This window comes from Streptomyces sp. NBC_00358 (assembly GCF_036099295.1).
Taxonomy (GTDB): domain Bacteria; phylum Actinomycetota; class Actinomycetes; order Streptomycetales; family Streptomycetaceae; genus Streptomyces.
This window is the reverse complement of the sequence record NZ_CP107976.1, coordinates 5739288-5762484: the sequence shown is the minus strand read 5'-3', so window position 1 is coordinate 5762484 and position 23197 is coordinate 5739288. Positions and strand designations below refer to the sequence as shown.

At 69.8% G+C, this 23197-nt stretch carries 22 protein-coding genes; 2 read left to right on the top strand and 20 right to left on the bottom strand.

Going from position 1 to position 23197, the window contains the following annotated elements:
• Window positions 1-397 precede the first annotated feature (397 nt).
• From OHT01_RS24520 to OHT01_RS24510, 3 genes are all read right to left on the bottom strand, one after another.
• Window positions 398-1609: a tetratricopeptide repeat protein gene (locus OHT01_RS24520; protein ID WP_328555268.1), complete on the bottom strand. Its 1212-nt coding sequence runs from the start codon at window positions 1607-1609 to the stop codon at window positions 398-400.
• Window positions 1610-1708: 99 nt separating this feature from the next.
• Window positions 1709-2005 carry a DUF3039 domain-containing protein gene (locus OHT01_RS24515; protein WP_103554931.1) on the bottom strand — a complete coding sequence of 99 codons (297 nt, stop codon included), beginning with the start codon at window positions 2003-2005 and terminating at the stop codon, window positions 1709-1711.
• Between the two features lie 86 nt (window positions 2006-2091).
• Window positions 2092-2664 carry a YqgE/AlgH family protein gene (locus tag OHT01_RS24510; protein ID WP_328555267.1) on the bottom strand — a complete coding sequence of 191 codons (573 nt, stop codon included), beginning with the start codon at window positions 2662-2664 and terminating at the stop codon, window positions 2092-2094.
• A 281-nt stretch (window positions 2665-2945) separates the two neighbouring features.
• Here OHT01_RS24510 and murA point away from each other — a divergent pair, with 281 nt between their 5' ends.
• Window positions 2946-4286, top strand: coding sequence for a UDP-N-acetylglucosamine 1-carboxyvinyltransferase (gene murA, locus OHT01_RS24505; protein WP_328555266.1), 1341 nt, complete (start codon window positions 2946-2948; stop codon window positions 4284-4286).
• Window positions 4287-4408: 122 nt separating this feature from the next.
• Here the strand turns inward: murA and OHT01_RS24500 are convergent, their stop codons facing one another.
• The 9 genes from OHT01_RS24500 to OHT01_RS24460 form a co-directional block, all read right to left on the bottom strand.
• Window positions 4409-4690 carry an HU family DNA-binding protein gene (locus OHT01_RS24500; RefSeq protein WP_007382399.1) on the bottom strand — a complete coding sequence of 94 codons (282 nt, stop codon included), beginning with the start codon at window positions 4688-4690 and terminating at the stop codon, window positions 4409-4411.
• 373 nt (window positions 4691-5063) lie between these two features.
• On the bottom strand, window positions 5064-6497 hold the full coding sequence (locus tag OHT01_RS24495) for an NAD-dependent malic enzyme (protein ID WP_328555265.1): 1434 nt from the start codon (window positions 6495-6497) through the stop codon (window positions 5064-5066).
• Between the two features lie 466 nt (window positions 6498-6963).
• Window positions 6964-9354 carry a HelD family protein gene (locus tag OHT01_RS24490; protein WP_328555264.1) on the bottom strand — a complete coding sequence of 797 codons (2391 nt, stop codon included), beginning with the start codon at window positions 9352-9354 and terminating at the stop codon, window positions 6964-6966.
• Window positions 9355-9437: 83 nt separating this feature from the next.
• On the bottom strand, window positions 9438-10220 hold the full coding sequence (locus tag OHT01_RS24485; protein WP_328555263.1) for an anti-sigma factor family protein: 783 nt from the start codon (window positions 10218-10220) through the stop codon (window positions 9438-9440).
• A 38-nt stretch (window positions 10221-10258) separates the two neighbouring features.
• Window positions 10259-10843 carry a sigma-70 family RNA polymerase sigma factor gene (locus OHT01_RS24480; protein ID WP_328555262.1) on the bottom strand — a complete coding sequence of 195 codons (585 nt, stop codon included), beginning with the start codon at window positions 10841-10843 and terminating at the stop codon, window positions 10259-10261.
• Window positions 10844-11014: 171 nt separating this feature from the next.
• Window positions 11015-11602 (bottom strand): CGNR zinc finger domain-containing protein, encoded by a 588-nt coding sequence (locus OHT01_RS24475; RefSeq protein ID WP_328555261.1) that lies wholly within the window; start codon window positions 11600-11602, stop codon window positions 11015-11017.
• A gap of 217 nt (window positions 11603-11819) precedes the next feature.
• Entirely contained in the window at window positions 11820-12971 is a 1152-nt protein-coding gene (locus tag OHT01_RS24470; RefSeq protein WP_328558246.1) for a uroporphyrinogen-III synthase, read from the bottom strand.
• Window positions 12972-13094: 123 nt separating this feature from the next.
• A complete protein-coding gene (locus OHT01_RS24465; protein WP_328555260.1) occupies window positions 13095-14480 on the bottom strand; it encodes a nitrate/nitrite transporter in 1386 nt (461 codons plus the stop codon).
• Between the two features lie 237 nt (window positions 14481-14717).
• Entirely contained in the window at window positions 14718-15113 is a 396-nt protein-coding gene (locus OHT01_RS24460) for an SgcJ/EcaC family oxidoreductase (protein WP_328555259.1), read from the bottom strand.
• A gap of 212 nt (window positions 15114-15325) precedes the next feature.
• Between OHT01_RS24460 and OHT01_RS24455 the strand changes: the two genes are divergently transcribed.
• Entirely contained in the window at window positions 15326-16510 is a 1185-nt protein-coding gene (locus tag OHT01_RS24455; RefSeq protein WP_328555258.1) for a sigma-70 family RNA polymerase sigma factor, read from the top strand.
• Window positions 16511-16517: 7 nt separating this feature from the next.
• Here the strand turns inward: OHT01_RS24455 and OHT01_RS24450 are convergent, their stop codons facing one another.
• From OHT01_RS24450 to OHT01_RS24415, 8 genes are all read right to left on the bottom strand, one after another.
• Window positions 16518-17474, bottom strand: a complete 957-nt coding sequence (locus tag OHT01_RS24450; RefSeq protein ID WP_328555257.1) for a hypothetical protein — start codon at window positions 17472-17474, stop codon at window positions 16518-16520.
• Between the two features lie 253 nt (window positions 17475-17727).
• Entirely contained in the window at window positions 17728-18774 is a 1047-nt protein-coding gene (locus OHT01_RS24445; RefSeq protein ID WP_328555256.1) for a hypothetical protein, read from the bottom strand.
• Window positions 18762-19418, bottom strand: a complete 657-nt coding sequence (locus OHT01_RS24440) for a hypothetical protein (RefSeq protein ID WP_328555255.1) — start codon at window positions 19416-19418, stop codon at window positions 18762-18764. The genes OHT01_RS24445 and OHT01_RS24440 overlap by 13 nt, the downstream gene beginning before the upstream one ends.
• Window positions 19419-19696: 278 nt before the next feature.
• Window positions 19697-20383: a hypothetical protein gene (locus OHT01_RS24435; protein WP_328555254.1), complete on the bottom strand. Its 687-nt coding sequence runs from the start codon at window positions 20381-20383 to the stop codon at window positions 19697-19699.
• A gap of 32 nt (window positions 20384-20415) precedes the next feature.
• The gene (locus OHT01_RS24430) at window positions 20416-21030 is read right to left on the bottom strand and encodes a hypothetical protein (protein ID WP_328555253.1); all 615 of its coding nucleotides are present in this window, start codon (window positions 21028-21030) and stop codon (window positions 20416-20418) included.
• A 93-nt stretch (window positions 21031-21123) separates the two neighbouring features.
• Window positions 21124-22464 carry a hypothetical protein gene (locus OHT01_RS24425; RefSeq protein ID WP_328555252.1) on the bottom strand — a complete coding sequence of 447 codons (1341 nt, stop codon included), beginning with the start codon at window positions 22462-22464 and terminating at the stop codon, window positions 21124-21126.
• Window positions 22461-22778 (bottom strand): hypothetical protein, encoded by a 318-nt coding sequence (locus OHT01_RS24420; RefSeq protein WP_328555251.1) that lies wholly within the window; start codon window positions 22776-22778, stop codon window positions 22461-22463. Before OHT01_RS24420 ends, OHT01_RS24425 begins: the two co-directional genes overlap by 4 nt.
• Window positions 22779-22822: 44 nt before the next feature.
• On the bottom strand, window positions 22823-23164 hold the full coding sequence (locus OHT01_RS24415) for a hypothetical protein (protein ID WP_328555250.1): 342 nt from the start codon (window positions 23162-23164) through the stop codon (window positions 22823-22825).
• Window positions 23165-23197 lie beyond the last annotated feature (33 nt).

The window sequence follows — 23197 nt, the reverse complement described above, 5'->3', positions numbered from 1 at the left end:
AAACGCGACGAGCTCCGGGACGACCGCCGAGGAGCCCGCGGAGGAACCCTTCCCGAGAAGGCCGTCGAGGAAGTGGGGGCCGAATTCCCGCCGCCCGAAAACGTTCGGGAAGGAATCCGGGGAGGGCGAAAGCGTTCGGGGCGGAAGCCGGGTGAACCCGAATCCCCCGGCCGGTAGGGATGGGCCGGGCGGCCTCCGGCGGAGGGCCGGCCACCGTCCGGGCCGTGCCGGATCCGGGGGCGGCGAGCTTCATCGAGCGTCCTCCAGCGCGGTGGCGTGTTGCAGCATCCGCAATGACGGTTTCGTGCTGCACAACACTCGGAGGCTAAGGAGTACTCGATCCGCCCACAAGAGGTCTACACCACTCTGTGACCAGTTGACGCACCGCGTGCAACGCTCAGCCGTCGACGGCCTCCCCGCCGGCTCCTCCACCCCCAGCGCCACCGGCTCCTCCACCCGCATCGCCACCGGGCCTCGGGGCGGCTTTCGCGCGCGCCGGATCAGCGGTCTTCCGCACGGCCTTCTCGCGACGGGTCCGCGCGTCGGCCCGGACCGTCGCCACGAGGGGAATCACCAGCAGCGCCAGGACGAACCACGCGAGGGCACCGGCGAACAGGACCCTCCACTGCGGCTCGGCCGCGTCTCCGAGGGCCAGCAGGACGGCGCCTCCGAGAAGGGCGCCCGCCGCCGCGCAGTCCACCTTCACCAGGGGGTTCGGCAGGAGCACCTCCCGCAGGAACCTCTCCCCGTACCACCAGTGCACCCAGCGCCCGGCGCCGAGGAGAAGGAGACAGCCGAGCACCGGCGCGGCGAGCACGGCGGCCCACTGCGGCAAGGGGTGACCGGAGAAGCCGGGCGCCGCGAGCAGCATGCCGCAGACGCCGGTCGCGGCTCCCCACGGCGTGAGGACCGTCTCCGCCCGCCGAATGGCCTCGGGGCCCCCGGACCCGTACAGCTCCTCGTGCGCGGCGCGCATCTCGGCGGCACGCCTCCGCCAGTCGAGACCGGCACGCGAGGGCCCCCGGAGGGCCAGGAAGAGGGCGGCCATCGAGAGCGGGCGCAGGATCACGCAGGTGTGCTCGACCTCCGGCGGCCAGTCCCCCACCAGGGTCACGGCACTGGAGACGAGGAAGACCGCGAAGGCCACGAACACCCACGGGGCCGGTGGCGCCGGCTTGCGCAGCGCCTTGCGGCCGCCGAGTTCCCGTGCCCGCCTCAGTTCCCCGCGGGCCTCGGGGCCGCGCCCGAAGATCTTGACGAGGGCCCCGCCCAGCGCCCGGTGCGGCTGCGGCTCGTCCGGTGCCAGCCGGACGGCGGTCCGACCGGCGGCCACCGCGGAGTCGTACCGCCCGCGCATCAGCTCGGCGTCGGAGATCGTGACCCAGCCCCGCCAGTCCTCCGGCGCGAGCCGCACCGCCCGCTCGGCCAGCCGCAACGCGGCCTCCGGGTCCCGCAGGCGCACGAGCACCGACGCCGCGAGGCTCAGTTCCTCCGCGCCGCTCGGCTCGGCCCGGTCGATCAGCTCCCGGCTCTCACGGAACTTCCGGGCCTCGGCCAGTTCCCGTGCCCGCAGCAACTGCTCCACGCCCCGCCCCTCGCCGTACGACACAGCCCGTCCCGCGCACGACACGGCCGCGGCGCCCCTCGCCCGGGGCGTCGCGGCCGTGTCCGGTCCACGCGGCGTACTGCGCCGGGGAGAGCGTCGGCGTTACTTCTTGTCGCCGCCCTTGCCCTGGTCGCCACCGGCGCCCATGGACTCGAAGATCTCCTTGCACATGGGACACACGGGGTACTTCTTCGGGTCGCGGCCCGGCACCCACACCTTGCCGCACAGCGCCACGACGGGCGTGCCGTCCAGCGCGCTCGCCATGATCTTGTCCTTCTGGACGTAATGGGCGAAGCGCTCGTGGTCCCCGTCGCCGTGCGACACCTGCGGCGTCGGCTCTACGAGGGTCCCCGTCCCCGTGCCTCGCTGGGGCTGGGTCTCAGGCTCAAGAGTGCTCATGAACCCAAGGGTACTGGGGCTCATGCCCGTCAGTTGAGGGAAGGGTCGTGCGCCGGTGGCGGAAGTGGCGCGGGCCGGTGCGCCGGTCAGTTGAGGGAGGGGTCGTCGGGGTACGTCGCCACCATCGCGAGCTCGCTGCGCTGGCGGCGCAGGACCTCCCGCCACAGGCGTTCCGGTGCCGGGGAGGAGACGTCTCCGGGTTCGGACTCGACCACGTACCAGGCGCCCTCGACGAGTTCGTTCTCCAGCTGGCCCGGTCCCCAGCCCGCGTATCCGGCGAAGATGCGCAGGGAGCCGAGGGCCGAGGCGAGGAGCTCGGGCGGGGCCTCCAGGTCCACCAGACCGATCGCGCCGTGCACCCGCCGCCAGCCGAGCGGCGCGCTCTCCCCGGCCGTGCCTCCGGGGATGACAGCCACCCCCAGCGCCGAGTCCAGCGAGACGGGGCCTCCCTGGAAGACGACACCCGGCTCCCCGGCCAGGCCGGCCCAGTTCTCCAGGATGTCGCCGACGCCCACCGGGGTCGGCCGGTTGAGGACGACGCCGAGGGAGCCCTCCTCGTCGTGGTCGAGGAGCAGCACCACCGCGCGGTCGAAGTTCGGGTCCGCCAGGGCGGGCGTGGCCACGAGCAGTCGCCCTGTGAGCGAGGACACCTCGGTCATGCCAGACATGATCCCGCACATTCCCTCCATGTGGGGAGCCAATACGTGTACGGGAGTGAATGCAGCTCAGGGCGCAACGAAGCGTTGCCCGCGCACGGCGGGACCGGTGACCCCGTGTGCCCGATTCGGAACGGTTCGTGTTGTGGCCAAGCTATGACTGAGCTGAGTCCTCATTGGGCTTACTGCGCCGGGGTGGGCGGCCATTACCCTTGCTGTTCGGCACCCGTACGACCGGCCGGCCGACGACCCACACCTGCCCAACTCATCGGAACGCGAGATACATGACCGTCAACGACGATGTCCTGCTTGTCCATGGCGGAACCCCGCTTGAGGGCGAGATCCGTGTCCGCGGTGCGAAGAACCTCGTACCGAAAGCCATGGTCGCCGCCCTGCTGGGCAGCGGGCCGAGCCGGCTGCGCAACGTCCCCGACATCCGCGACGTGCGTGTCGTACGCGGACTGCTGCAGTTGCACGGTGTGACCGTCCGTCCGGGTGAGGAGCCCGGCGAGCTGATCCTCGATCCCTCGCACGTCGAGAGCGCGAACGTCGCCGACATCGATGCCCACGCGGGCTCGTCGCGCATCCCGATCCTCTTCTGCGGCCCGCTGCTGCACCGCCTCGGCCACGCCTTCATCCCGGGCCTCGGCGGCTGCGACATCGGCGGCCGGCCCATCGACTTCCACTTCGAGGTGCTGCGGCAGTTCGGCGCGAAGATCGAGAAGCGCGAGGACGGCCAGTACCTCGAGGCCCCGCAGCGGCTGCGCGGCACCAAGATCCAGCTTCCGTACCCGTCCGTGGGCGCGACCGAGCAGGTGCTGCTGACCGCGGTGCTCGCGGAGGGTGTCACGGAGCTCTCGAACGCGGCCGTGGAGCCGGAGATCGAGGACCTGATCTGCGTCCTGCAGAAGATGGGTGCCATCATCGCGATGGACACCGACCGGACGATCCGCATCACCGGTGTGGACTCGCTCGGCGGTTACACCCACGCGGCCCTCCCGGACCGCCTGGAGGCCGCCTCGTGGGCTTCCGCGGCGCTGGCGACCGAGGGAAACATCTACGTCCGCGGCGCCCAGCAGCGCTCGATGATGACGTTCCTGAACACCTACCGCAAGGTGGGCGGTGCCTTCGAGATCGACGACGAGGGCATCCGCTTCTGGCACCCGGGCTCGCAGCTCAAGTCCATCGCCCTGGAGACGGACGTCCACCCCGGCTTCCAGACGGACTGGCAGCAGCCGCTGGTCGTGGCCCTGACGCAGGCCACCGGCCTGTCGATCATCCACGAGACGGTGTACGAGTCCCGTCTGGGCTTCACGTCCGCGCTGAACCAGATGGGCGCGCACATCCAGCTCTACCGTGAGTGCCTCGGCGGCTCCAACTGCCGCTTCGGGCAGCGCAACTTCCTGCACTCCGCGGTCGTTTCGGGCCCGACGAAGCTCCAGGGGGCCGACCTGGTCATCCCCGACCTGCGCGGCGGCTTCTCGTACCTGATCGCGGCGCTGGCGGCGCAGGGCACGTCCCGCGTCCACGGCATCGAACTCATCAACCGCGGCTACGAGAACTTCATGGAGAAGCTCGTGGAGCTGGGCGCGAAGGTCGAACTGCCGGGCAAGGCACTGGGCTAGACAGCTCGACAGCTCGACAACTGTGCGTACGACGATGGGGCGGCCCCCCTGAAAGGGGCCGCCCCATTGGCGTTGCTGCGCCTTGTACGCCTCCCGCGTCGGCGGGAACGTACCGGCGGGCCTTACTTGCCCTTGGCGGCTTCCTTGAGCTTCGAGCCCGCGGAGACCTTCACGCTGTAGCCGGCGGGGATCTGGATCGGGTCGCCGGTCTGCGGGTTGCGCGCGGTGCGAGCGGCACGGTGGGTGCGCTCGAAGGTCAGGAAGCCGGGGATGGTGACCTTCTCGTCGCCCTTGGCGACGATCTCGCCGACGGTCTCGGCGAAAGCGGCCAGAACGGCGTCGGCGTCCTTGCGGGTCACCTCGGCACGGTCGGCCAGCGCGGCCACCAGCTCACTGCGGTTCATGTCGTTACTCCCGTGTTCTTCTTGCTGTTGAGGCGTGCCACGCGGCGGAGCCGCAATATCCGGCACAGTGAAGCCGATGCTGCCAGGGTCCTCGGTCGGCCCCCGGACCCGGGTCCGTAGCCAGACCGTCGCGCCCGAAGACGCATCCTGCCCCCACCTGCGGCGGGAAAGCCAATCCGGCACCCCTGGGAGTCACACGAACACCCTTGGGGGTCACACGAAGAGGCCTGCGAAGCCTGAGCCTGGCCGCCACCCTAGAGGCGGCCACTGGCCCCGCGTTCCGCGACGCGCCGGGTTCCGGGCGGTCGTGGCGCCCGTCACAGACGGGACGAAGGCCGCCGCGACGCGGTCACGAGGCCTCGCTCGGCCCGTGCTACGCCGTCGCGTTGGCCGCGTCCGTCGCCCCCGCCGCCTTCGCCGCGTCACGCACGGCTCCGGCGACCGCGCCCGCGACCTTGTCGTTGAAGACGCTGGGGATGATGTAGTTCGGGTTGAGCTCGTCCTCGGTCACCACGCTCGCGAGCGCGGTCGCGGCGGCCAGCATCATCTCCGTGTTGACGGTACGCGACTGGGCGTCCAGCAGGCCACGGAAGACGCCCGGGAACACCAGGACGTTGTTGATCTGGTTGGGGAAGTCCGAGCGGCCGGTGGCCACAACTGCCGCGGTCTGGCGGGCGATTGCGGGGTCCACCTCGGGGTCCGGGTTCGCGAGCGCGAACACGATGGCGTTCTCGGCCATCGCGGCCACGTCGTCGCCGTCGATCACGTTCGGGGCGGAGACACCGATGAACACGTCGGCGTCGCGCACCGCCTCCTTCAACGTGCCCGTGAGGCCTTCGGGGTTGGTGTTGTCGGCGATCCAGCGCAGCGGCGAGTCCGTGGCGGCGTCGACGAGATCATCGCGGTCCGCGTGCACGACGCCGTGGATGTCGGCGACGACGGCGTTCTTCACACCCGCGGCGATGAGCAGCTTGAGGATGGCCGTACCGGCCGCCCCGGCGCCCGACATGACGACCCTGATGTCGCCGATCGCCTTGCCGGCGACGCGCAGCGCGTTGGTCAGGGCGGCGAGGACGACGATGGCCGTGCCGTGCTGGTCGTCGTGGAAGACGGGGATGTCGAGGGCCTCGCGCAGCCGGGCCTCGATCTCGAAGCAGCGCGGTGCGGAGATGTCCTCCAGGTTGATGCCCGCGAAGCCGGGGGCGATCGCCTTCACGATCTCGACGATCGCGTCGGTGTCCTGGGTGTCCAGGCACAGCGGCCAGGCGTCGATGCCGGCGAAGCGCTTGAAGAGGGCCGCCTTGCCCTCCATGACGGGCAGCGCGGCCATCGGGCCGATGTTGCCGAGGCCCAGCACGGCGGAGCCGTCCGTCACGACCGCAACGGAGTTGCGCTTGATCGTGAGGCGGCGGGCGTCCTCGGGGTTCTCGGCGATCGCCATGCACACCCGGGCCACACCCGGGGTGTAGATCATGGACAGGTCGTCACGGTTGCGGATCGGGTGCTTGGACTGCATCTCGATCTTGCCGCCGAGGTGCATGAGGAACGTACGGTCCGAGACCTTGCCGAGGGTGACGCCCTCGATGCCGCGGAGCTGCTCGACGATCTCGTCGGCGTGCGCCGTGGAGGTCGCCGCGATGGTGACGTCGATCCGAAGCTTCTCGTGGCCGGAGGCGGTCACGTCGAGGCCGGTCACCGAGCCTCCGTTGGACTCGACGGCCCCGGTGAGCTGGGAGACCGCGGTTCCGCTCGCGGGCACCTCCAGCCGGACCGTCATCGAGTAGGAGACGCTGGGCGCCGTTGCCATGGCCGACTTCCTCTGCTTTCACCGTGTCACTGCTTTGTGCCGTCCGATCGTCGCACCTACCCCTGGGTACGGGGTAGTCGCCCCGGATTGCGAACGTTTTGTTCACCGGGGCAGGTGCTTTCGGAAGATGGATTCCACCATACGAGAGAGATGCGGATCACGAAAGAGGCCCACGTCACGGATGACGTGGGCCTCTTCGGGTCCTCGGTGAAGGACTGCGTTCAAGTGACACCGACCCGCCATGCTCGCCTCGCGGCAAGTGGTCGCTCGTAGCGACGAAGGTTGGGCCCGGGGGCTTGGATCGGGCCGGTGTCACGTCAAAGGTAACAAAGGATTCCCGGAAGGCAATTCCCGTCCCGGGAGTTCTTTTCGGCCGGGACGGGGCGGCGGGCGGGCCGGGGACGGCGGTCCGCAGTCCGGACCCCCGGCGCCCCCCTCTGGACCGGACGGGGGGGCGGGAACGGCGTCAGTCCCTCAGGAGGTCGGGCACTCCGTTCGGGTCGGGCTCGTCGCGGTCGCTGGAGACGACGGTGAGCTGCTGCGTGGCCCGGGTCAGCGCGACGTACAGCACCCGCAGTCCGGCGGGCGACTCGTCCGCGATCTCCGCGGGCGACACGACCACCGTGGCGTCGTACTCCAGCCCCTTGGCCTCCAGGCTTCCGAGGGCCACCACGCGGTCCCCGAGCCCGGCGAGCCAGCGGGCGGCCTCCTCGCGCCGGTTCATGGCGACGACCACGCCCACGGTGCCGTCGACCCGGTCCAGGAGATGGGCGGCCTCGGCGCGCACGGTCTGCGCGAGGGAGTCCCGTACGACCGCGAACCGGGGCTCGACGCCCGTGGACCGTACGGCGGACGGCGACTCGGAGCCCGGCATGGCGAGGGCGAGGACCTTGGCGGCCAGCTCCGCGATCTCGGCCGGGTTGCGGTAGTTGACGGTGAGGGTGAAGCGGCGCCGCGGCCGGGTGCCGAGCGCCTCGTCACGGGCCTCCGCCGCCTCGTCCGGGTCGGACCAGGAGGACTGGGCCGGGTCGCCCACCACCGTCCAGGTGGCGTGCCGGCCGCGCCGGCCGACCATCCGCCACTGCATCGGCGTGAGGTCCTGCGCCTCGTCGACGATGACGTGCGCGTACTCGGTCCGCTCCTGGGCGAGGCGCTCGGCGCGTTCGCGCTGCGTCTCCTCGCGGTGGGGCATGAGCTCCTCAAGACCGGTCAGGTGGCTCAGCGGGTCCGGCTCGCGCCGCTTCCTGGGCCGGGCCGGCGCCCCCACGATCGCCTCCAGCTCGTCGAGCATCGCCACGTCGTGCACGGAGAACCCGTCCCGCTTCAGCGAGCGCGCCACCCGGCGGACCTCGCCGGGGTTCAGGATGCGGCGTGCCCAGCGCCCGAGCCGCCGCTCGTCCGCCATGGCGGCCAGCACCCCGCGCGGGGTCAGCTCCGGCCACCAGGCCTCCAGGAAGGCCAGGAAGCTGTCCTCTGAGGTGACGTCCTCGTCGAACGACGACCGCAGCTCGGCGGCCAGCTCCGGGTCCGCGTGCCGGGTCCCGGCGCCCGACTTCGACCACAGCGCGTCGAGGAGCAGCTTGCGGGCGCGCGGCCTCAGCAGGTTGACCGGCGCGGTCCCGCTGAGCGCGTTGTTCTTGATGCGGTCCAGTTCGGCGGACTCCAGCTCCAGCCGGCGCCCGAAGGCGACGACCCGCAGCCGGGTGGGAGGACCGGCGGGGGCCGTCTCCGGCTCCCCGAGGGCGAGCTGCCCGGAAGCACCCCCGGCGGCCCGGCCGGGCGACTCCAGCGCCCCGCGCGCCGCCTTCCGGAGCACCTTCAGCATCCGGTACGAGCCCTTGGCACGGGCCACGGCCGGGGAGTCGTACAGCGTGGCGCCCACACCGTCGACGAGCGAGCCGATCGCGCGGATCGCGACCTGTCCCTCCTCGCCGAGCGAGGGCAGCACGCCCTCGGTGTAGGCGACGAGCAGCGGGGTCGGGGAGACGATCAGGATGCCGCCCGCGTACCGGCGGCGGTCCTGGTAGAGCAGGTAGGCGGCCCGGTGCAGGGCCACCGCCGTCTTGCCGGTGCCCGGGCCGCCCTCGACGTACGTCACGGACGCGGCGGGCGCGCGGATCACCATGTCCTGCTCGGCCTGGATGGAGGCCACGATGTCGCGCATGGTGTGGCTGCGGGCCTGCCCGAGCGCGGCCATGAGCGCGCCGTCACCGATGACGGGGAGTTCCCGGCCGTCGAGGGAGGCCTTCACCTCCGGGCGCATCAGGTCGTCCTCCACACCGAGGACCCTGCGGCCCTTGGAGCGGATGACCCGGCGGCGTACGACCCGGCCGGGGTCGACCGGGGTGGAGCGGTAGAACGGGGCCGCGGCGGGCGCCCGCCAGTCGATCACCAGCGGCGCGTAGTCGGCGTCCAGGACGCCGATACGGCCGATGTGGAGCGTCTCCGCGATGTCGGCGGTGTTGTCCTCGCGTACGACGCCCTCGGCGGGTTCCACCGCCGTGTAGGCGCCGTCGGCGCCCTTCGTGCCGTCCTTCCCGCGGAGCAGGTCGATGCGGCCGAAGAGAAAGTCCTCGAACTCGTTGTTGAGACGGTTGAGGTGGATTCCTGCGCGGAACACCTGGGCGTCCCGCTCGGCGAGCGCCCCTGGTGTCCCGACATGACCGCGCTGGGCGGCGTCGTGCATGAGGAACTCGGCCTCGTGGATCTTCTCCTCGAGGCGCCGGTAGACCCGGTCCAGATGTTCCTGTTCGACGCTGATCTCACGGTCCCGTACGGAGTCGTCCTGGGTGGATTCGTCCGGTACGGATGAGTGGACCGAGCCGAGCGCGGTTTCCTGCTGAGCCTGAGCGGCCACCGGGCCCCCTTCTGACGTGCTGGGCAGCCGTCAACCGTACGCGAAGGGAGGCCCGTGAGGCTACGTGCGCGCCCGGAGTCCGCTCACGCGTTCACCTCGACCAGGCGCTTCCCCTCGAAGGTCATGACCTCGAAGTGGTCGATCTGGTTCGGGGTGAAGGCCGCGCCGCCGTGCACGTAGAGGGGCTGCTTCGCCTCCTCGGTGGTGGCGTTGGGGACGCCGTAACCCCACTTCGGAACCGCCCAGGAGGTCACCGTCTCACGTTCGCCGTTCTTGCCGACGGCGATCAGGGAGCACCGGAGCGGTCCCTTGACGTTCTTGAGCTGGAGGACGGCGTGGGTGCCCCAGTCCTTCGGCTCGATGGCGACGACGGCGTTGACCTTGGTCTTCGGGTCCGTCGCCTCCGACTTGTCCGTCATGACCTGGAAGGCGGCCTTGGCCGGGCTGGTGGCCATCGCCTGCGGCGTGTTCGTGCCGGTGTCGCTGCCGCCGTTGACGGCCATGACGGTCAGCGGGCCACCGATGATCAGCGCGGCCGCGGCCGCCACCAGGTACATGCCGCGCCGGCGCTTCTGGACGCGGCGCGCCGAGACCTCGTCGACCAGCCGCTCCGCGAGCCGTGGGCTCGGGCGCGCCGAGAGGGACTCCGCGATGGCCGGGCTGCCCTGCGAGGCGGGCAGGTCGGCGAGCGCGGCGAGCATCGGTTCCATCCCGGCGAGCTCGTCGAGCTGCTGGGCGCACCACTCGCAGGACGCGAGATGCTCCTCGAAGGCGGTCGCCTCGATGTCGTCGAGAATGCCGAGGGCGTAGGCGCCGACAGTCTCGTGGATGTCCCCGGACCCCTGCTGTCCTCGTGGACCTTGCATGGCTCCCGGCCCACCTGTTCCGTAACCCCCGTACGTGTTCATGCCGTCACCCCCCGCTCCTCAAGCGCCAGCTTCATCGACCGCAGGGCGTAGAAAACCCGTGAGCGCACTGTGCCGCTGGGAATGCCGAGCGTTTCGGCCGCCTCATTGACGGTACGCCCTTTGAAGTATGTTTCGACCAGTACTTCCCTGTGAGCAGGGGTCAGGTCGTCCAGCGCGTCCGACAGTGTCATCAGCCACAACGCCTTGTCGATCTCGTCCTCCGCGGGGATGACCTCCAGCGGCGACGGGTCGACCTCCTGCGGCCGGGCCTGCCGACTGCGGTGGCCGTCGATGACGATGCGTCGGGCGACCGTCACCAGCCAGGGGCGTACCGAACCGGTCGCTCGATTGAGCTGACCGGCGTTCTTCCAGGCACGGATGAGTGTTTCCTGTACGACGTCCTCGGCGCGCTGCCGGTCTCCGGCCACCAGGCGCAGCACGTAGGCCAGCAACGGCCCCGCGTGTTCCCGGTACAGCGCACGCATCAGCTCCTCGTCGGGTTCGGTCGACGAGGACTGCTGAGACATGCGATGTCGGGCCCTTGGCCTGTGTTCATCAGCCACGGCTGAATCCTTGCGCACGCCTACCTCCGGTGTCCGGGGGATCCCCCAGTCGGTCGCTCATCACCGGGTACGTGTGTAGGTACGCGGGTGTTCAAAGTGTTCAGGGTTTTTTCTGTTGAAGATGTGTAGACAGCGAAAAGAATGCGTATCGATCACCTCGGGTCACTGGAAGATCACGTACGGGTGTGATCAGGCGCGTGCCAGAGCCGCCCGCCGCCGGTGCCGGGCCACTCGCTCCCGATTGCCGCACACCTCGCTGGAGCACCAACGTCGGCGCCGGCCGCGCGAGGTGTCGAGATAGACGATCGGGCAGTTGTCACCCTCACACTGTCTCAGACTCGCCCGTGCCGCCGGGTCGGTGAGCAGGTCGAGGACGTCCCGGGCCACCACGGAGAGCAGTTCGGCACAGTATGGCGCGCTGCTCAGCCCACGGCACAACGAGCCGTCGTCGGCGCGCAGGGCACGGGGGGCGGGCGGCACGGCGAGAGCTGCGGCGTTCACCCGGGCGAGAGCACCTTCCGCGGGCCGCGCGTCCAGTTCGCCGCGCACCAACTGGGCGATATGTCCGCGCAGTTCCCGGAAGCCGAGCAGCCAGGAGGTGTCCACGGCGGCCAGCGGGGTGCCCGCGGGCACCAGCCCGGACGCGAGGACCCAGGCACTCAACCGGGCTGCCGAGTCGAGGCGTTCCTCGGGATGGGTGGTCGCCGTCAGGTCCAGGCAGATCCGCCCGGAGTCGAACCGCAGCTCGTACGAGGCTGTGGCCATGCCCGATGCCATGCGCCTGTCACCGCCTTGGGGTCACCTTCCGCCGTACCCCCTACAGTGCATGCCCCGGGGCCCCGCCGGAAGACTCAGCACCGGCCGCTTACGGGACGTACGCCGGACACGCACCGCGGGCGCGTCCGGCGGGAGTTCGGAAGGGGATTCAGGGACGGTGCGGCCGACGCTCGCAGCGGCGCCCCGCCCAGCCCGTCCCGCGCCGGTCCCGGCGGCCTCAGGCGTCGGCGTACTTGGAGTCCGCGGCCGGGTCGAGCGCGAGCCGGTATCCCCGCTTGACCACGGTATGGATCAGCTTGGGCGCGCCAAGTGCCGTACGCAGCCTGGCCATCGCGGTCTCCACCGCATGCTCGTCGCGACCGGAGCCCGGCAGCGCGCGCAGCAGTTCTGCCCGCGCCACCACCCAGCCGGGCCGCCGGGCGAGGGCCCTCAGCAGTGACATCCCGGCCGGCGGCACGGGCCGCAGCGACCCGTCCACCAGCACCGCGTGCCCCCGGATCTCCACCCGGTGCCCGGCGATCGGCAACGCCCTGGCCCGGCCCGGCAGTTCCTTGCAGAGCAACTGCACGAGGGGGCCGAGCCGGAAGCGTTCGGGCTGGACCGTGTCGATGCCGTGGGCCTGCAACGGCAGCGCGGTGACCGGGCCGACGCAGGCGGGCAGCACGTCGTGGTGCAGCGCGGCGAGGAGTTCGGGCTGCAGGCCCCGGTCCTCGGCCCGGGAGAGCAGGGAGGCGGCGGCGGGCGCGCTGGTGAAGGTGAGCGCGTCCAGGCCGCGGGTGAGGGCCGCGTCGAGCAGCCGGTCGACCGGCCCGATGTCCTCCGGCGGCATCCACCGGTACACGGGCACCGGGACGACCTCGGCTCCGGCGGCCCGCAGCGACTCCACGAATCCCGGCAGCGGTTCACCGTGCAGTTGTACGGCGATACGGCGGCCGTCGACGCCCTCTTCGAGCAGCCGGTCGAGCACCTCGGCCATCGACTCGGAGGACGGCGACCACTCCTCGGTCAGTCCCTGGGCCCGGATGGCACCCTTCACCTTGGGCCCGCGGGCGAGCAGCTCCACGCCCCGCAGCCGTGCGAGCAGTTCCTCGCCGAGGCCCCAGCCGTCGGCGGCCTCCACCCAGCCGCGGAATCCGATGGCGGTGGTGGCCACCACGACGTCCGGAGCGTCGTCGACCAGATCCTTGGTGGCGGTGAGCAGTTCGCTGTCGTCGGCGAGCGGCACGATCCGCAGGGCCGGCGCGTGCACGACCGTGGCCCCGCGCCGCTGGAGCAACGCGCCGAGCTCGTCGGCCCGTCGTGCGGCGGTCACCCCCACGGTGAACCCGGAGAGAGGCCCGTGGTCGGGTCGCTGCTGTTCGTCGTACATGGCTCTCGTCTCGCGCTCGTCGAGTCGTCGTACGGGGTCTTTGCTGTCGTACGTCCGCGGCTGATCCGAGCCTGTCAACGGACCGTGACAGGCTCGGATCAACGCCATGTCCAGCGTGTTACGTCACACCTCGGCGTAGTTGAGCTGGGGCTTCGCCTCGGTGGTGACACCGGCCCGGGTCTCGGCGGCGGCCGGGCGGCGAAGGTATACGGCCCAGGTGACCCCGAAGGCGACCGCGTAGAAGACCAGGAAGGTGACGAACGCCCCTGTCCCGGAACCGGAGTCGAGGAACGACTGCCGGAAGGCGAGGTTGATGCCGACCCCGCCGAGCGCGCCCACCGCGCCGATGAGGCCCATGGCGGCACCGGAGAGCCGGCGCCCGTGGCGGGCGGCCGCTTCCCCTTCGAGCCCCGAGTCCAGGGCCTTCTTCTGGAAGATGCCGGGGATCATCTTGTACGTCGACCCGTTGCCGAGCCCGCTGAGCACGAAGAGCACCACGAAGACGCCGACGAACAGCGGCAGCGACTTCTCGCTGCTGCCGACGACGACGAGGATCCCGGTCGCGGCGGCCATGGCGACGAAGTTCCACAGCGTGATCCTGGCGCCGCCGTAGCGGTCGGCGAGCCATCCTCCGACGGGCCGGATCAGCGAACCGAGCAGCGGGCCGATGAAGGTGAGGTAGGCGGCCTGGAGCGGCGTACGCCCGAACTCGACCTGCAGCACCTGCCCGAAGGCGAAGGCGTAGCCGATGAACGACCCGAAGGTCCCGACGTACAGGAACGCCATGATCCAGGTGTGCGCGTCCTTCGCGGCGTCCACGGCGGCGCCGGTGTCGTTCTTCACGGAGGCGATGTTGTCCATGAAGAGGGCGGCGAGGACGGCGGCCACCACGATGAGAGGGATGTAGATCCCTAGGAGCACCCGCGGGCCGCCGCTCGCCCCGATGACGGCGAGCGCCACCAACTGGACGACCGGGACGCCGATGTTGCCGCCGCCCGCGTTGAGGCCGAGCGCCCAGCCCTTCTTCCGCAGCGGGAAGAAGGCGTTGATGTTGGTCATGCTGGAGGCGAAGTTGCCGCCGCCGATACCGGCCAGCAGACCCACCACGAGGAAGGTCGTGAACGAGGTCCCCGGCTCCATCACCACGAACGCGGCGACGGTCGGCACCAGCAGCAGACTCGCGGACACGATGGTCCAGTTCCGGCCGCCGAAGAGCGCGACCGCGAAGGTGTAGGGCACCCGCACGACCGCGCCGACCAACGTGACCATCGAGGTCAGCAGGAACTTGTCGGCCGGGGTGAGCCCGTACTCCGGTCCCATGAACAGGACCATCACCGACCACAGGGTCCAGACGGAGAACCCGATGTGCTCGGACAGCACGGAGAAGAGCAGGTTCCGCCGGGCGACCCGCTCCCCCTTCTCCGCCCAGAAGGCCTCGTCCTCCGGATCCCACTCCTCGATCCAGCGACCGCCCCGCGCAGGGGCCGTACTCGTGGCTGGGGCAGTCATCTCGCGCCTCCGTTGGCTCTCCGGGCTTACTGGGCTGCTGTTTCCCGAAGCTAGGGAGGACGCGTTTCCGGCCCTGTGGCTGTGAGTGACCGGAAGGGAACGTTGCTCTCACCCGGTCCCGCACCCGACGGTGAGGACGGGGCGGGCCCGGGTGAGGGGCGGCCGGCCGGGGCCGGACGCCCCCTCACCCGTCGGACGGCGCAAGCACCCGGATGGCCGGGCCGGACGCCTCGCCCGTCAGACGGCGGCGTTGTGGTACGAGGTGATGGCCCAGGTACCGGCGGCGGGATCGCGGACGAGCACCCAGGTCGCACGGTGGTGCCGGTCGGCGGGCACCTCGCTCTCCCCGGCCAGCAGGATCCCGGCCTCGCTGACGACGACGGCGGTGTCGGGACGCGGGAAGCGGATCCGCCGGGGCTCGTCGAGCGGCCGGGAACCCTTCAGCGGTCCCTCGAACGCGGCCGCGATGTAGTCGCGGATCTCCTCCCGCCCGTCGTTGAAGACGCCCGGCATCACGACGGTCGCGTCCTCGGTGTAGAGAGCGGCGAAGGCGTCGGCGTCGTAGTCCCCCCAGGCGGAGTAGAGACGGTCGAGGACGGTACGGATGCCCTGGCCGGCGTCGGTGGAGTTCATGGTGATCCTTCTCCTCGGATTCGTTCGGATTGGTTCGACGCCGGTACGTACCTCCGCGGACGCCGGAAGTCATCGGTGCCGGGACGATGAGTTTCGGCGGCCCCGGAGGTACATACCGGTGAGCGGCAGGGGCCGGAGGTGCCACAGGGGCCGGAGGGGCTGCGGCCGCGAGGAACCGAGCCGCCGACGTGCGGGGAGCCGAGGAGCAGACGATGGACACACGGGACGACGACGGCCACGACGGTTTCGACGACACCGTCGGTGACGGCTACGAGGGCACCGCCCGGAAGCGCTCGGGGGAAGGGGTCGGTTCCGGGGAACGAACCGGTTCCGAGGCGCGGTCGGTTGTCGAGGCGCGCGCAGATGGCGATACGCACACAAGTGGCGAGGCGCAGGCGGGCTTCGAGGCGCGGGCGGGCTTCGAGGCGCGGGCGGCCCCCTACCGCCGCGAGCTGCTGACCCACTGCTACCGGATGCTCGGCTCGGTGCACGAGGCCGAGGACCTGGTGCAGGAGACGATGCTCCGGGCCTGGCTCGCGTACGACCGCTACGACGCCGACCGCGCGTCGCTGCGCACCTGGCTCCACCGCATCGCCACCAACGCGTGTCTGACCGCGCTGCGGGGCCGCGCCCGCAGACCCCTCCCGTCGGGCCTGGTGGGCGCGCTGGAGGATCCGGGCGCGCCGATGACGCTGCGGGCGGAGGTGCCGTGGCTGGAACCGTTCCCGGACCCGAGCACGGCCGGGCTCTCCTCCGGCGCCGGGGCCGCGGCCCGGGACCCCGCCGCCGTGGTCGTCGCCCGGGGCAGCCTGCGCCTGGCCCTGATCGCCGCGATGCAGCTGCTGCCCCCGCGTCAGCGGGCGGTCCTGATCCTGCGCGAGGTACTGGCCTGGCCGGCGACGGAGGTGGCCGAGGCCCTCGGCACCTCGACCGCCTCGGTGAACAGCGCGCTCCAACGGGCCCGCGCCCGGCTTGTCGAGGCCGGCCTCACGGAGGACGAGGTGACGGAACCGCCGGACCAGGACCAGCGCGCGGTGATCGACCGCTATCTGCGCGCCTTCGAGGACGCCGACCTCGACGCCCTGCGCGCCCTGCTCACCCAGGACGTCGTCCTGGAGATGCCCCCTGTCCTCAACTGGTACGTCGGCCCTGACGCCTATGTCGCCTTCATCGCCCGCGTCTTCGCGATGCGCGGCACGGACTGGCGCATGCGTCCCACCTCGGCGAACGGCCAACCCGCGCTGGCGGCATACGTCCGCGCCCCCGGCGACGACGTCCACCGCCTCCACACCCTGCAGGTCTTCACGGCGGCCCGCGGCGCCGTGAGCCACACGGTCGTCTTCCAACTCCCCACCGTCTTCACGGCATTCGGACTGCCGGAGATCTGGGAACCGTAGCCGGGGCTCACCGCTCCGGCAGTTGGGGGTCACTCACGTTCGGGGCGGGGCCGAAGGAAGGGGGTCGCTCTCCGGGACCGGGCTGGGCGGCGTACGGATTGCCGGGGCCATCCGGGGCTGCCGTCGGGGGCCGCTGACTGTAGGGGCCGGGAAGTGCGGAGCCGTAGGGACCCGGGGCCGGGGAGTGGGGTTGCGGCCGGCCGTAGGCCTGCCCAGGAGCTTGGACCGGGCCGGCGTACGGGGGCCGGCCGGAGTGCGGGGCTTGCGGATCCTGACCGGGGTGCGGGGCCGGGGGCGCGTACGGGGTCTGACCTCCGTACGGGGTGTAGGGAGCGTACGGTCCGTAGGGACCGGCCGGCTGCCCGGCGTACCCCGCCGTCGGCGGCAGATACCGCACCCGCCCGCCCTCCTCCGTCACAGGCGCGAATCCCGCCGCCCGCAACAGCCCCGCGAACTTGGCGTTCCGCTTGCGCGTGACGACGAGCCCGATTCCCAGGACGGCCATCAGTACGGCCCACAGGATTCCGGCCACGGTGAAGGCGGCAGAGTCCCCGCCGGCCCGTACCCCGAGGACGACGCACCCTCCGGTGAGACCGAGCGCCGTGTACGTCATCCGCTTCTCGGCGTTCTTGCCGGTGAGGTCGAAGTTGATGCGGGCCTTGAGGAGTTCCAGCGCGTCGGGGACGACGGGCGGCAACGAAACACCGTCGCCGGCCTGCGGATACTGCGACCAGTTCTGCGCGGCACGGGCCTGGGCCTGCGGGCCGGAGTCCGGCACGATGAGCATCGTGAGGGTGTTGTTGCGCCCGCCGCCCCGACGAACGTCCGCGTACTCGTAGCCGAACTGCTGGGCGATGAAGGCGAGTCGGGCGAGCTTCTTCACCGAGGCCATGGGGCTCGTGAGCTGCACCGCCTCCCCCGCGGCCATCAACCGGAACATCTGACGGATCTGCCGTTTACTCACGCCGCCCCCAACTCCCCACGAAACCAACCCGTTCACACCAGCAACCGCCCCAGCATGTCCCACGCCCCGGCGCCACCACTCAGCGGAGCAAGCCGATTCACGGCTGCTCGACCGTTCTCTGACGGGGCGGCGAAGCACCTGACGCCACGCCGCCATCGCCCTTCAGGCCACCGATCCGAGGACGGGGCCCAACAACCCGCCGCATCCGTCGATCACTCCCCCGGTCCACACGGAACTCAGCGGTTGACTGATCTCAGCGGTTGATGGACTGGATCTCCTGCACGACGACGTCCTGACCGGCCCCGAAGGTGCCGTCCGGCAGGTTGCGCGCGTCGGCCACACCGGTGCCCGTCCAGTGGATCTTCCAGGTGACCGTCGCCCGCAACGTGTACGAACCATCACCGGAAGAGCGGAGGTACTTCACCCCGCAGGGAGGCGTCTCCTTCGCCTTGCCCTTCGCGTACGCCTCACCGATGTGATCGCCGGATATCTCGCAGACCCCGGAGGCGGGATACGTCTCCGCGTCCGCCGTACCGGGCTCGATCCTCAGCGAGACCGGCTCCGCCGTCGTCGTCGCCCGCACACCGAGCAACGGCACCGACGCGGTCACCGACACCGGCTTGAACTTCACCGTGTCCAGCCACGCCCACGTCGGCAGATTCACCTTCGTCGTACCCGCCGGAGCCAATTCCACCTTCGTCGACGGCACACGAATCTCCGCATACGCCAACTGCGCCAGCATCTCCGGAGTAATCGCCTCGGGAATATTCGCCGGCGGGGCAGCACCCGTGTCCACCCAGAAGATCGGCTTGTCGCACTTCAACGCATCCGGGTCACCCTCACGACCCTCCGTGACATACGAGTCCCACCAATAGCCCTTGCCGGTCTTGGCCTTGTTGAAATCCTTGTACTCGCCGCCGTTCACGTACTTGTTCCGCTGCTCCAAGTCCCACTCGGGCCCGGTCGACTCGGCGTTCCAGATCGGCTCCAAATACTCCTGCAACTTGGCCGGCGTGTACTTCGGAGCGTAATAACAAGCAGGCGGAGTCCACGAACCCGACGCAGCTGTCACGGGGCCGACAGAGCCACCTGAACCGTTCTGCGAACGGTCGAAGACGACGGCGCCCGCGATCGCGGACACGTTACCCTTACCGTCCGAGTTACCGGATGCATGGGTATTTGATCCATTTGTGCTGCCACCATGCCCGTACCCGGCAAAGGCCTGAGCCGAGCACATCATGATGGCCGCGGAAGCCACGACGGCGACCGTTCCGGTCTTTCTGTACCTCAGGACTGGCATGCGGTGCTCCCCCGCTGCGATGTCAGCTTCTCCGTGATCCAAATACCCTGCTTGTTGACCCGAAGAAGGCTGCTATAGAGGACGTAGTTGTCCTTCGACTTCGGAGTAACGTCGGTCTTTCCGGTCTTCAAGTTCTTGTTGTAGGCCTTGTTCTGATCTTCACAGTAGACAAATCCTGCGGTTCCATCGGAATTGATCTTCACGTTGGACTTGTAGTAGCGCTTCGCGCCGGTGATGCGGTCCTTATAGTTCACGAACTCCTGGATGAACTTCTGGCTCCCGGCTGCCGCCGTACCTTCGGAGTAGAAGCGGTACGCCTTGTGCAGCGGGTCCTGTTCAGCAATCGCCATATCCACGGCCTTGATGAACTGCTCGCTGTCCGCCAGCACCGCATCCTTGTCCTTGTCGCCCGTTTTGGGCCACTCAAAGGTGTACGTGAGATCCGAAGGCAGCTCGATCTTCGGTCGCCCCGTGGATTGCGTCGCGCTCGGGCCGGGTGCGGCCGATGTCGCGCTCCCGGTGTCCGCACCGGCGATCTTGTCGTGGCCCTTCGGCTCGTCGCCACCCCCGCCGCACGCGGTCAGAAGCAGCGCGGCTGTCGCTCCGACAGTGGCTGTGGCAAGCAGGCGGGGACGGCGGTTCACGGCGGACTCCTGTGCGGCGTGGGGTGCAGAAGGGCAGCAACACGCTATCGGGGGCCCGTGTAACGACACCAGCGCGAATGGTGCCAAGCGAGTAACAGCGCGTGGACAAAGGGCCCAAAGCGCAGCCAACTAGTCCCCGATAAGCTTCGATTGGGTGAAGTTGGCCTGCGGGACAGTTCACGGAGTTGGCGTCCGCAAAGCCCTGGCTCCGAGCGCTCCGCCGAACCGGCCGTCATCTTTGCGTCGATCGCGCCCTGTTGGACCACCGGCGTCCCGGGTCAGGGCGCCTCGGAAGAAGTCGGGACCAGCGGATTCTCGAAAGTGGCCAGGCTCGCGATGCGGTGGAGGATCGCGCGGTACTGGTCACGGTGTCCGACAGCCGTCGTGCTCAGAGTGAACACAGCGAGTCGCTTGCAGTCCGGATGCGGCAGGTGGGCACGGAACTGGACCAAGGGCACCTGCGGGAGCCCGTCAACCGCTCTCGGGGTGCGAACGGATTCGCTGAACGTGACCGGCCCGGCGGGCAGTTCGACGTATTCGGCGCCCGCCGCGTCGACCCCGCTCACCGCACGTGCAGCCGTCACGGCTCTCGGTGCCACCGCCGTCGCGCGCCAGGAGACGGTGAGGAACGACAAGAGCGGCCCTCCACCGCTCGCGGCCCCCTCATCGAGGTCATCACGATGCACCCCGATCGAACAATGGACGGTTCCGGCTTCCCGCAGGGCACCCAGCAGTTGCTGCCCCTGTGCCAAGTGCGCGATGAACCGCTGCCGGGCCGGCTCGTCGGGAGCCGCCTGGAGAAACGGCGCAAGAGCGGTACGCAGATCATCGGCACCTTGGGAGTCCGGTGAAGGGATCAGCGCGCCGAGGGGCACCGCGGTGAAGCCTGCGGGTTCCGCGAACCACACATCGGCTTCGGGGTCTTCGGCCGAGTCGGCGACGGTGAACCGAGGCGCGGTGGCCATCGTGTCCTGCCGGGATACGCCACCGGGAGTCGTCATGACGTACGCGAGCGCGCCACGTCGGGAACGTGAGCACCGGAACGGCGTGCGCGTTCGACGGCGTCCGGGCTTGCGTTCCAGTCGGTCGGCTCGATGCCCCGGCGGCCCGTGGCCGTGAGCTGATAGAGCAGATGCAGCCTCTTGGGAGCCTCGCCCTTGCGACCGTCGGCCGCGATGACGGCGATGAAACGGGGATCACCGGCGAACCAGAGCGGCTCGATCTCTGCCTTCAGCTCCGGTTTCGTACGGGCGGTGCCGAAGCGTCGCATCCACCAGAAGGTCCGCATCCCGGAAAGGAAAAGGAGGGGGATCTGCTCCGCCGGCTCCTCAGGATTGGGCAACTCCAGCCACATCTCGTCCTCTTGAACCCCGGGATGCTTGTTCCGGCCGCGGGGAACATCGCTGAGAAGTTGCCAGGGGTAGTGCCAGAGGACGCGCTGGATGTAGATGGAGGGTCGGATGTAGGCGAGTTGGAGGACGGCTCTGAAGGTTGCATAGATGAGAAGCAGGAGGAACAACCAACCGATCCAACGTGGTGTTGCCACAATCAGGAAGAGGCTCCCAATCCAGACTGCCAGCCAGCCGACCAGGCGCCCCGCAATCGCGATCATGTGCAGAATCCAGGCCCGCCTGGTCGGCGGGTGGTCCCAAGCAGTGGGGTGCTTCGTTGGATTCATAGCTCGAGCCCCTCCTTCAGTTCCGGCTCAGAAGACGTGGCGGGCAAGGCTGACAAGTCCGCCGGCATCGAGGCCCAGCCGTGCTCCATCAATACCTGCCACGGAGCCGTCCTTGATTCCGTCGTCATCGGTGTCTACAGCGGTCATGACCAATCCGAACCCTGCCGTGCCGACGCCGATCGAGGCCGAGGTGACCTCGACCGCCTTGGCAATCTGTGCAGCTCGAGCGCCTCGGAGGGTATAGCCGATCAGCGCATTGTCCAGGTCTGTAATGGACTTCGCGTGGTCCATGGTCTCGCTGCCGAATCGAGCCGCCCGCTGGCCGAACGTCAACGCCTCGCCCGCCTCACCGGTCGCGCGCATAGCCAGGCCGGCTCCCTTCCCGACAGCTCCGACCCCCGGGAGCACACCTAGCGCGTCGCCACCGACGGTGACGACATTGCTCCAGAAATCGGTATCCAACTCACCCTTGGTGAATCCGTCCCATAGCGATTCACGCAGCGTTGGATCTCCGAACACCCGCATCCCCAATGCCGTTCCGCTCAACGCGGAGGTCGCAAGCAACAGAACAGCTGCCGCCGTCCCACCCGACACCACGAACAACGCAACCAGCCCGATCACGGCACCCACCGTGCTCAAGATGTCCGGCAGATTGTCCGTGACCCAGTCGAGTGTCGAGTCGAGCCAGCCCGGCTCGTGTGGGGTCAGCCTCTTCGTGGCGTCGCGGATTCTGCCTGCTCGATGCTGGGCCCGGTGTTCGTGTTCCTCCGCGAGTTCGCGTGCCTTGCCGCGGATCCTGCGGAGAGCGTCCTCGGCGTCGTCCGCTGCCGTCTTCGCCTGGGTCAGTGCCTTCCGCGCCTCGTCGTGCCGGGTGCCCTTCTTGTCCAGGTCAGGGCTGTCGCCCGCCTGCGCGGCATGCCCCTTCGCCCGGTCCACCGCGGCCTGCGCGTCCTTCGCGTCCTGTTCGAGGCGCTTCGCCCGCCGCTGGAAGTCGTCGAGTTCGCCTTCCCAGCGGCCGAGTTGTCCGGCGGCCTTGCGGATGGAGCGCGCGGCGTTCCTCAGGTTCAGGGGGAGTGGACCGCCGTCCAGTTGTTCGCGGAACGCGACGGCCGCGTCGCCCTTCCAATAGCTGCCGTCCATCAGCTTGGTGACGAGCTCGTGCGTCTCGTCGAGAACCTTCGCGCACCCCGCGAGCTTCCTGTGCAGGCCGCTCACCGTCTCCGTGCTGCCCGGCACCGGATCGAACCCGAGATGCGGGTAGTCGGGGTGGGGGATGCGCGGGGCCGACTTGAGACCCTGGGGCTTGTCGCGGTCGGCGAGGGACCGGGGGTCGAGCGCCGCTCCCGTGTCCTCGGGTTCGTACGTCACCTCGTACCGCCGCTCTTGCCGCTCCGGGCCTTGTCCAGGGCTTGTTCCAGGGCCTTGTCCACCTCGCGGTAGCTGTCCCTGCTCTTTCCGATGATCTTGGCCAGGTCCTCGGTCTGCTCGCCGATCTGGTCGGCTCCGTACTTCCAGTTGTCCTGGAAGTCCTCGCAGGCACAGTCGAGATCGTCCGTGCCGAGACCGGTGACCGTGGCGTCCTCCAACGCCCTGCGCAGGCCTTTCAACGAGCTGCTCGATTTCCTGAGTATCTTCATGAAGTGCGACAGCTCATCGCCGTCGACGGCCAGCCGCTCCGCCACGCCCTCTGCCTCTTCCGGATTCTCAGCGAGTCCGGAGGCCGGGCTCAGCGGTTGACGGAGTGGATCTCTTGCACGACGGCGCCCTGACCTATCCCGAAGGCACCGTCGGGAGAACGCGGGTACTTCACCTCGCGGGGAGGCGTCACCTTCACCCCGCGGGGAGACGTCACCTTCGCCTCGCCCTTCGCGTACGCCTCACCGATGCGATCGGCGGATATCTCACGCGTGCGCGACCACCGGACATGTCGTACCCACGGGATCGTCCCCGCGATCTTGTGGTCGGCCTTCGGCTCGGTGTCACCGCCTCCGTACGCGGCCGGAAGCCGTGCGGCTGTCGCTCCGGCGACGGCTTCTGCGGCGGCTTCTGCGGGCGGGCGGGGGTTCACGGGGGGACTCCTGTGCGGCGTGGGGTGCGGAAG

Bases quoted from the DNA above. Each gene is read 5' to 3' on its own strand.
- OHT01_RS24515 (WP_103554931.1), bottom strand. From the start codon at position 2,005: ATGAGCACTCTTGAGCCTGAGACCCAGCCCCAGCGAGGCACGGGGACG.
- OHT01_RS24510 (WP_328555267.1), bottom strand. From the start codon at position 2,664: ATGACCGAGGTGTCCTCGCTCACAGGGCGACTGCTCGTGGCCACGCCC.
- murA (WP_328555266.1), top strand. From the start codon at position 2,946: ATGACCGTCAACGACGATGTCCTGCTTGTCCATGGCGGAACCCCGCTT.
- OHT01_RS24500 (WP_007382399.1), bottom strand. From the start codon at position 4,690: ATGAACCGCAGTGAGCTGGTGGCCGCGCTGGCCGACCGTGCCGAGGTG.
- OHT01_RS24495 (WP_328555265.1), bottom strand. From the start codon at position 6,497: ATGGCAACGGCGCCCAGCGTCTCCTACTCGATGACGGTCCGGCTGGAG.
- OHT01_RS24485 (WP_328555263.1), bottom strand. From the start codon at position 10,220: ATGCAAGGTCCACGAGGACAGCAGGGGTCCGGGGACATCCACGAGACT.
- OHT01_RS24475 (WP_328555261.1), bottom strand. From the start codon at position 11,602: ATGGCATCGGGCATGGCCACAGCCTCGTACGAGCTGCGGTTCGACTCC.
- OHT01_RS24470 (WP_328558246.1), bottom strand. From the start codon at position 12,971: ATGTACGACGAACAGCAGCGACCCGACCACGGGCCTCTCTCCGGGTTC.
- OHT01_RS24465 (WP_328555260.1), bottom strand. From the start codon at position 14,480: ATGACTGCCCCAGCCACGAGTACGGCCCCTGCGCGGGGCGGTCGCTGG.
- OHT01_RS24460 (WP_328555259.1), bottom strand. From the start codon at position 15,113: ATGAACTCCACCGACGCCGGCCAGGGCATCCGTACCGTCCTCGACCGT.
- OHT01_RS24455 (WP_328555258.1), top strand. From the start codon at position 15,326: ATGGACACACGGGACGACGACGGCCACGACGGTTTCGACGACACCGTC.
- OHT01_RS24445 (WP_328555256.1), bottom strand. From the start codon at position 18,774: ATGCCAGTCCTGAGGTACAGAAAGACCGGAACGGTCGCCGTCGTGGCT.
- OHT01_RS24435 (WP_328555254.1), bottom strand. From the start codon at position 20,383: ATGGCCACCGCGCCTCGGTTCACCGTCGCCGACTCGGCCGAAGACCCC.
- OHT01_RS24430 (WP_328555253.1), bottom strand. From the start codon at position 21,030: ATGATCGCGATTGCGGGGCGCCTGGTCGGCTGGCTGGCAGTCTGGATT.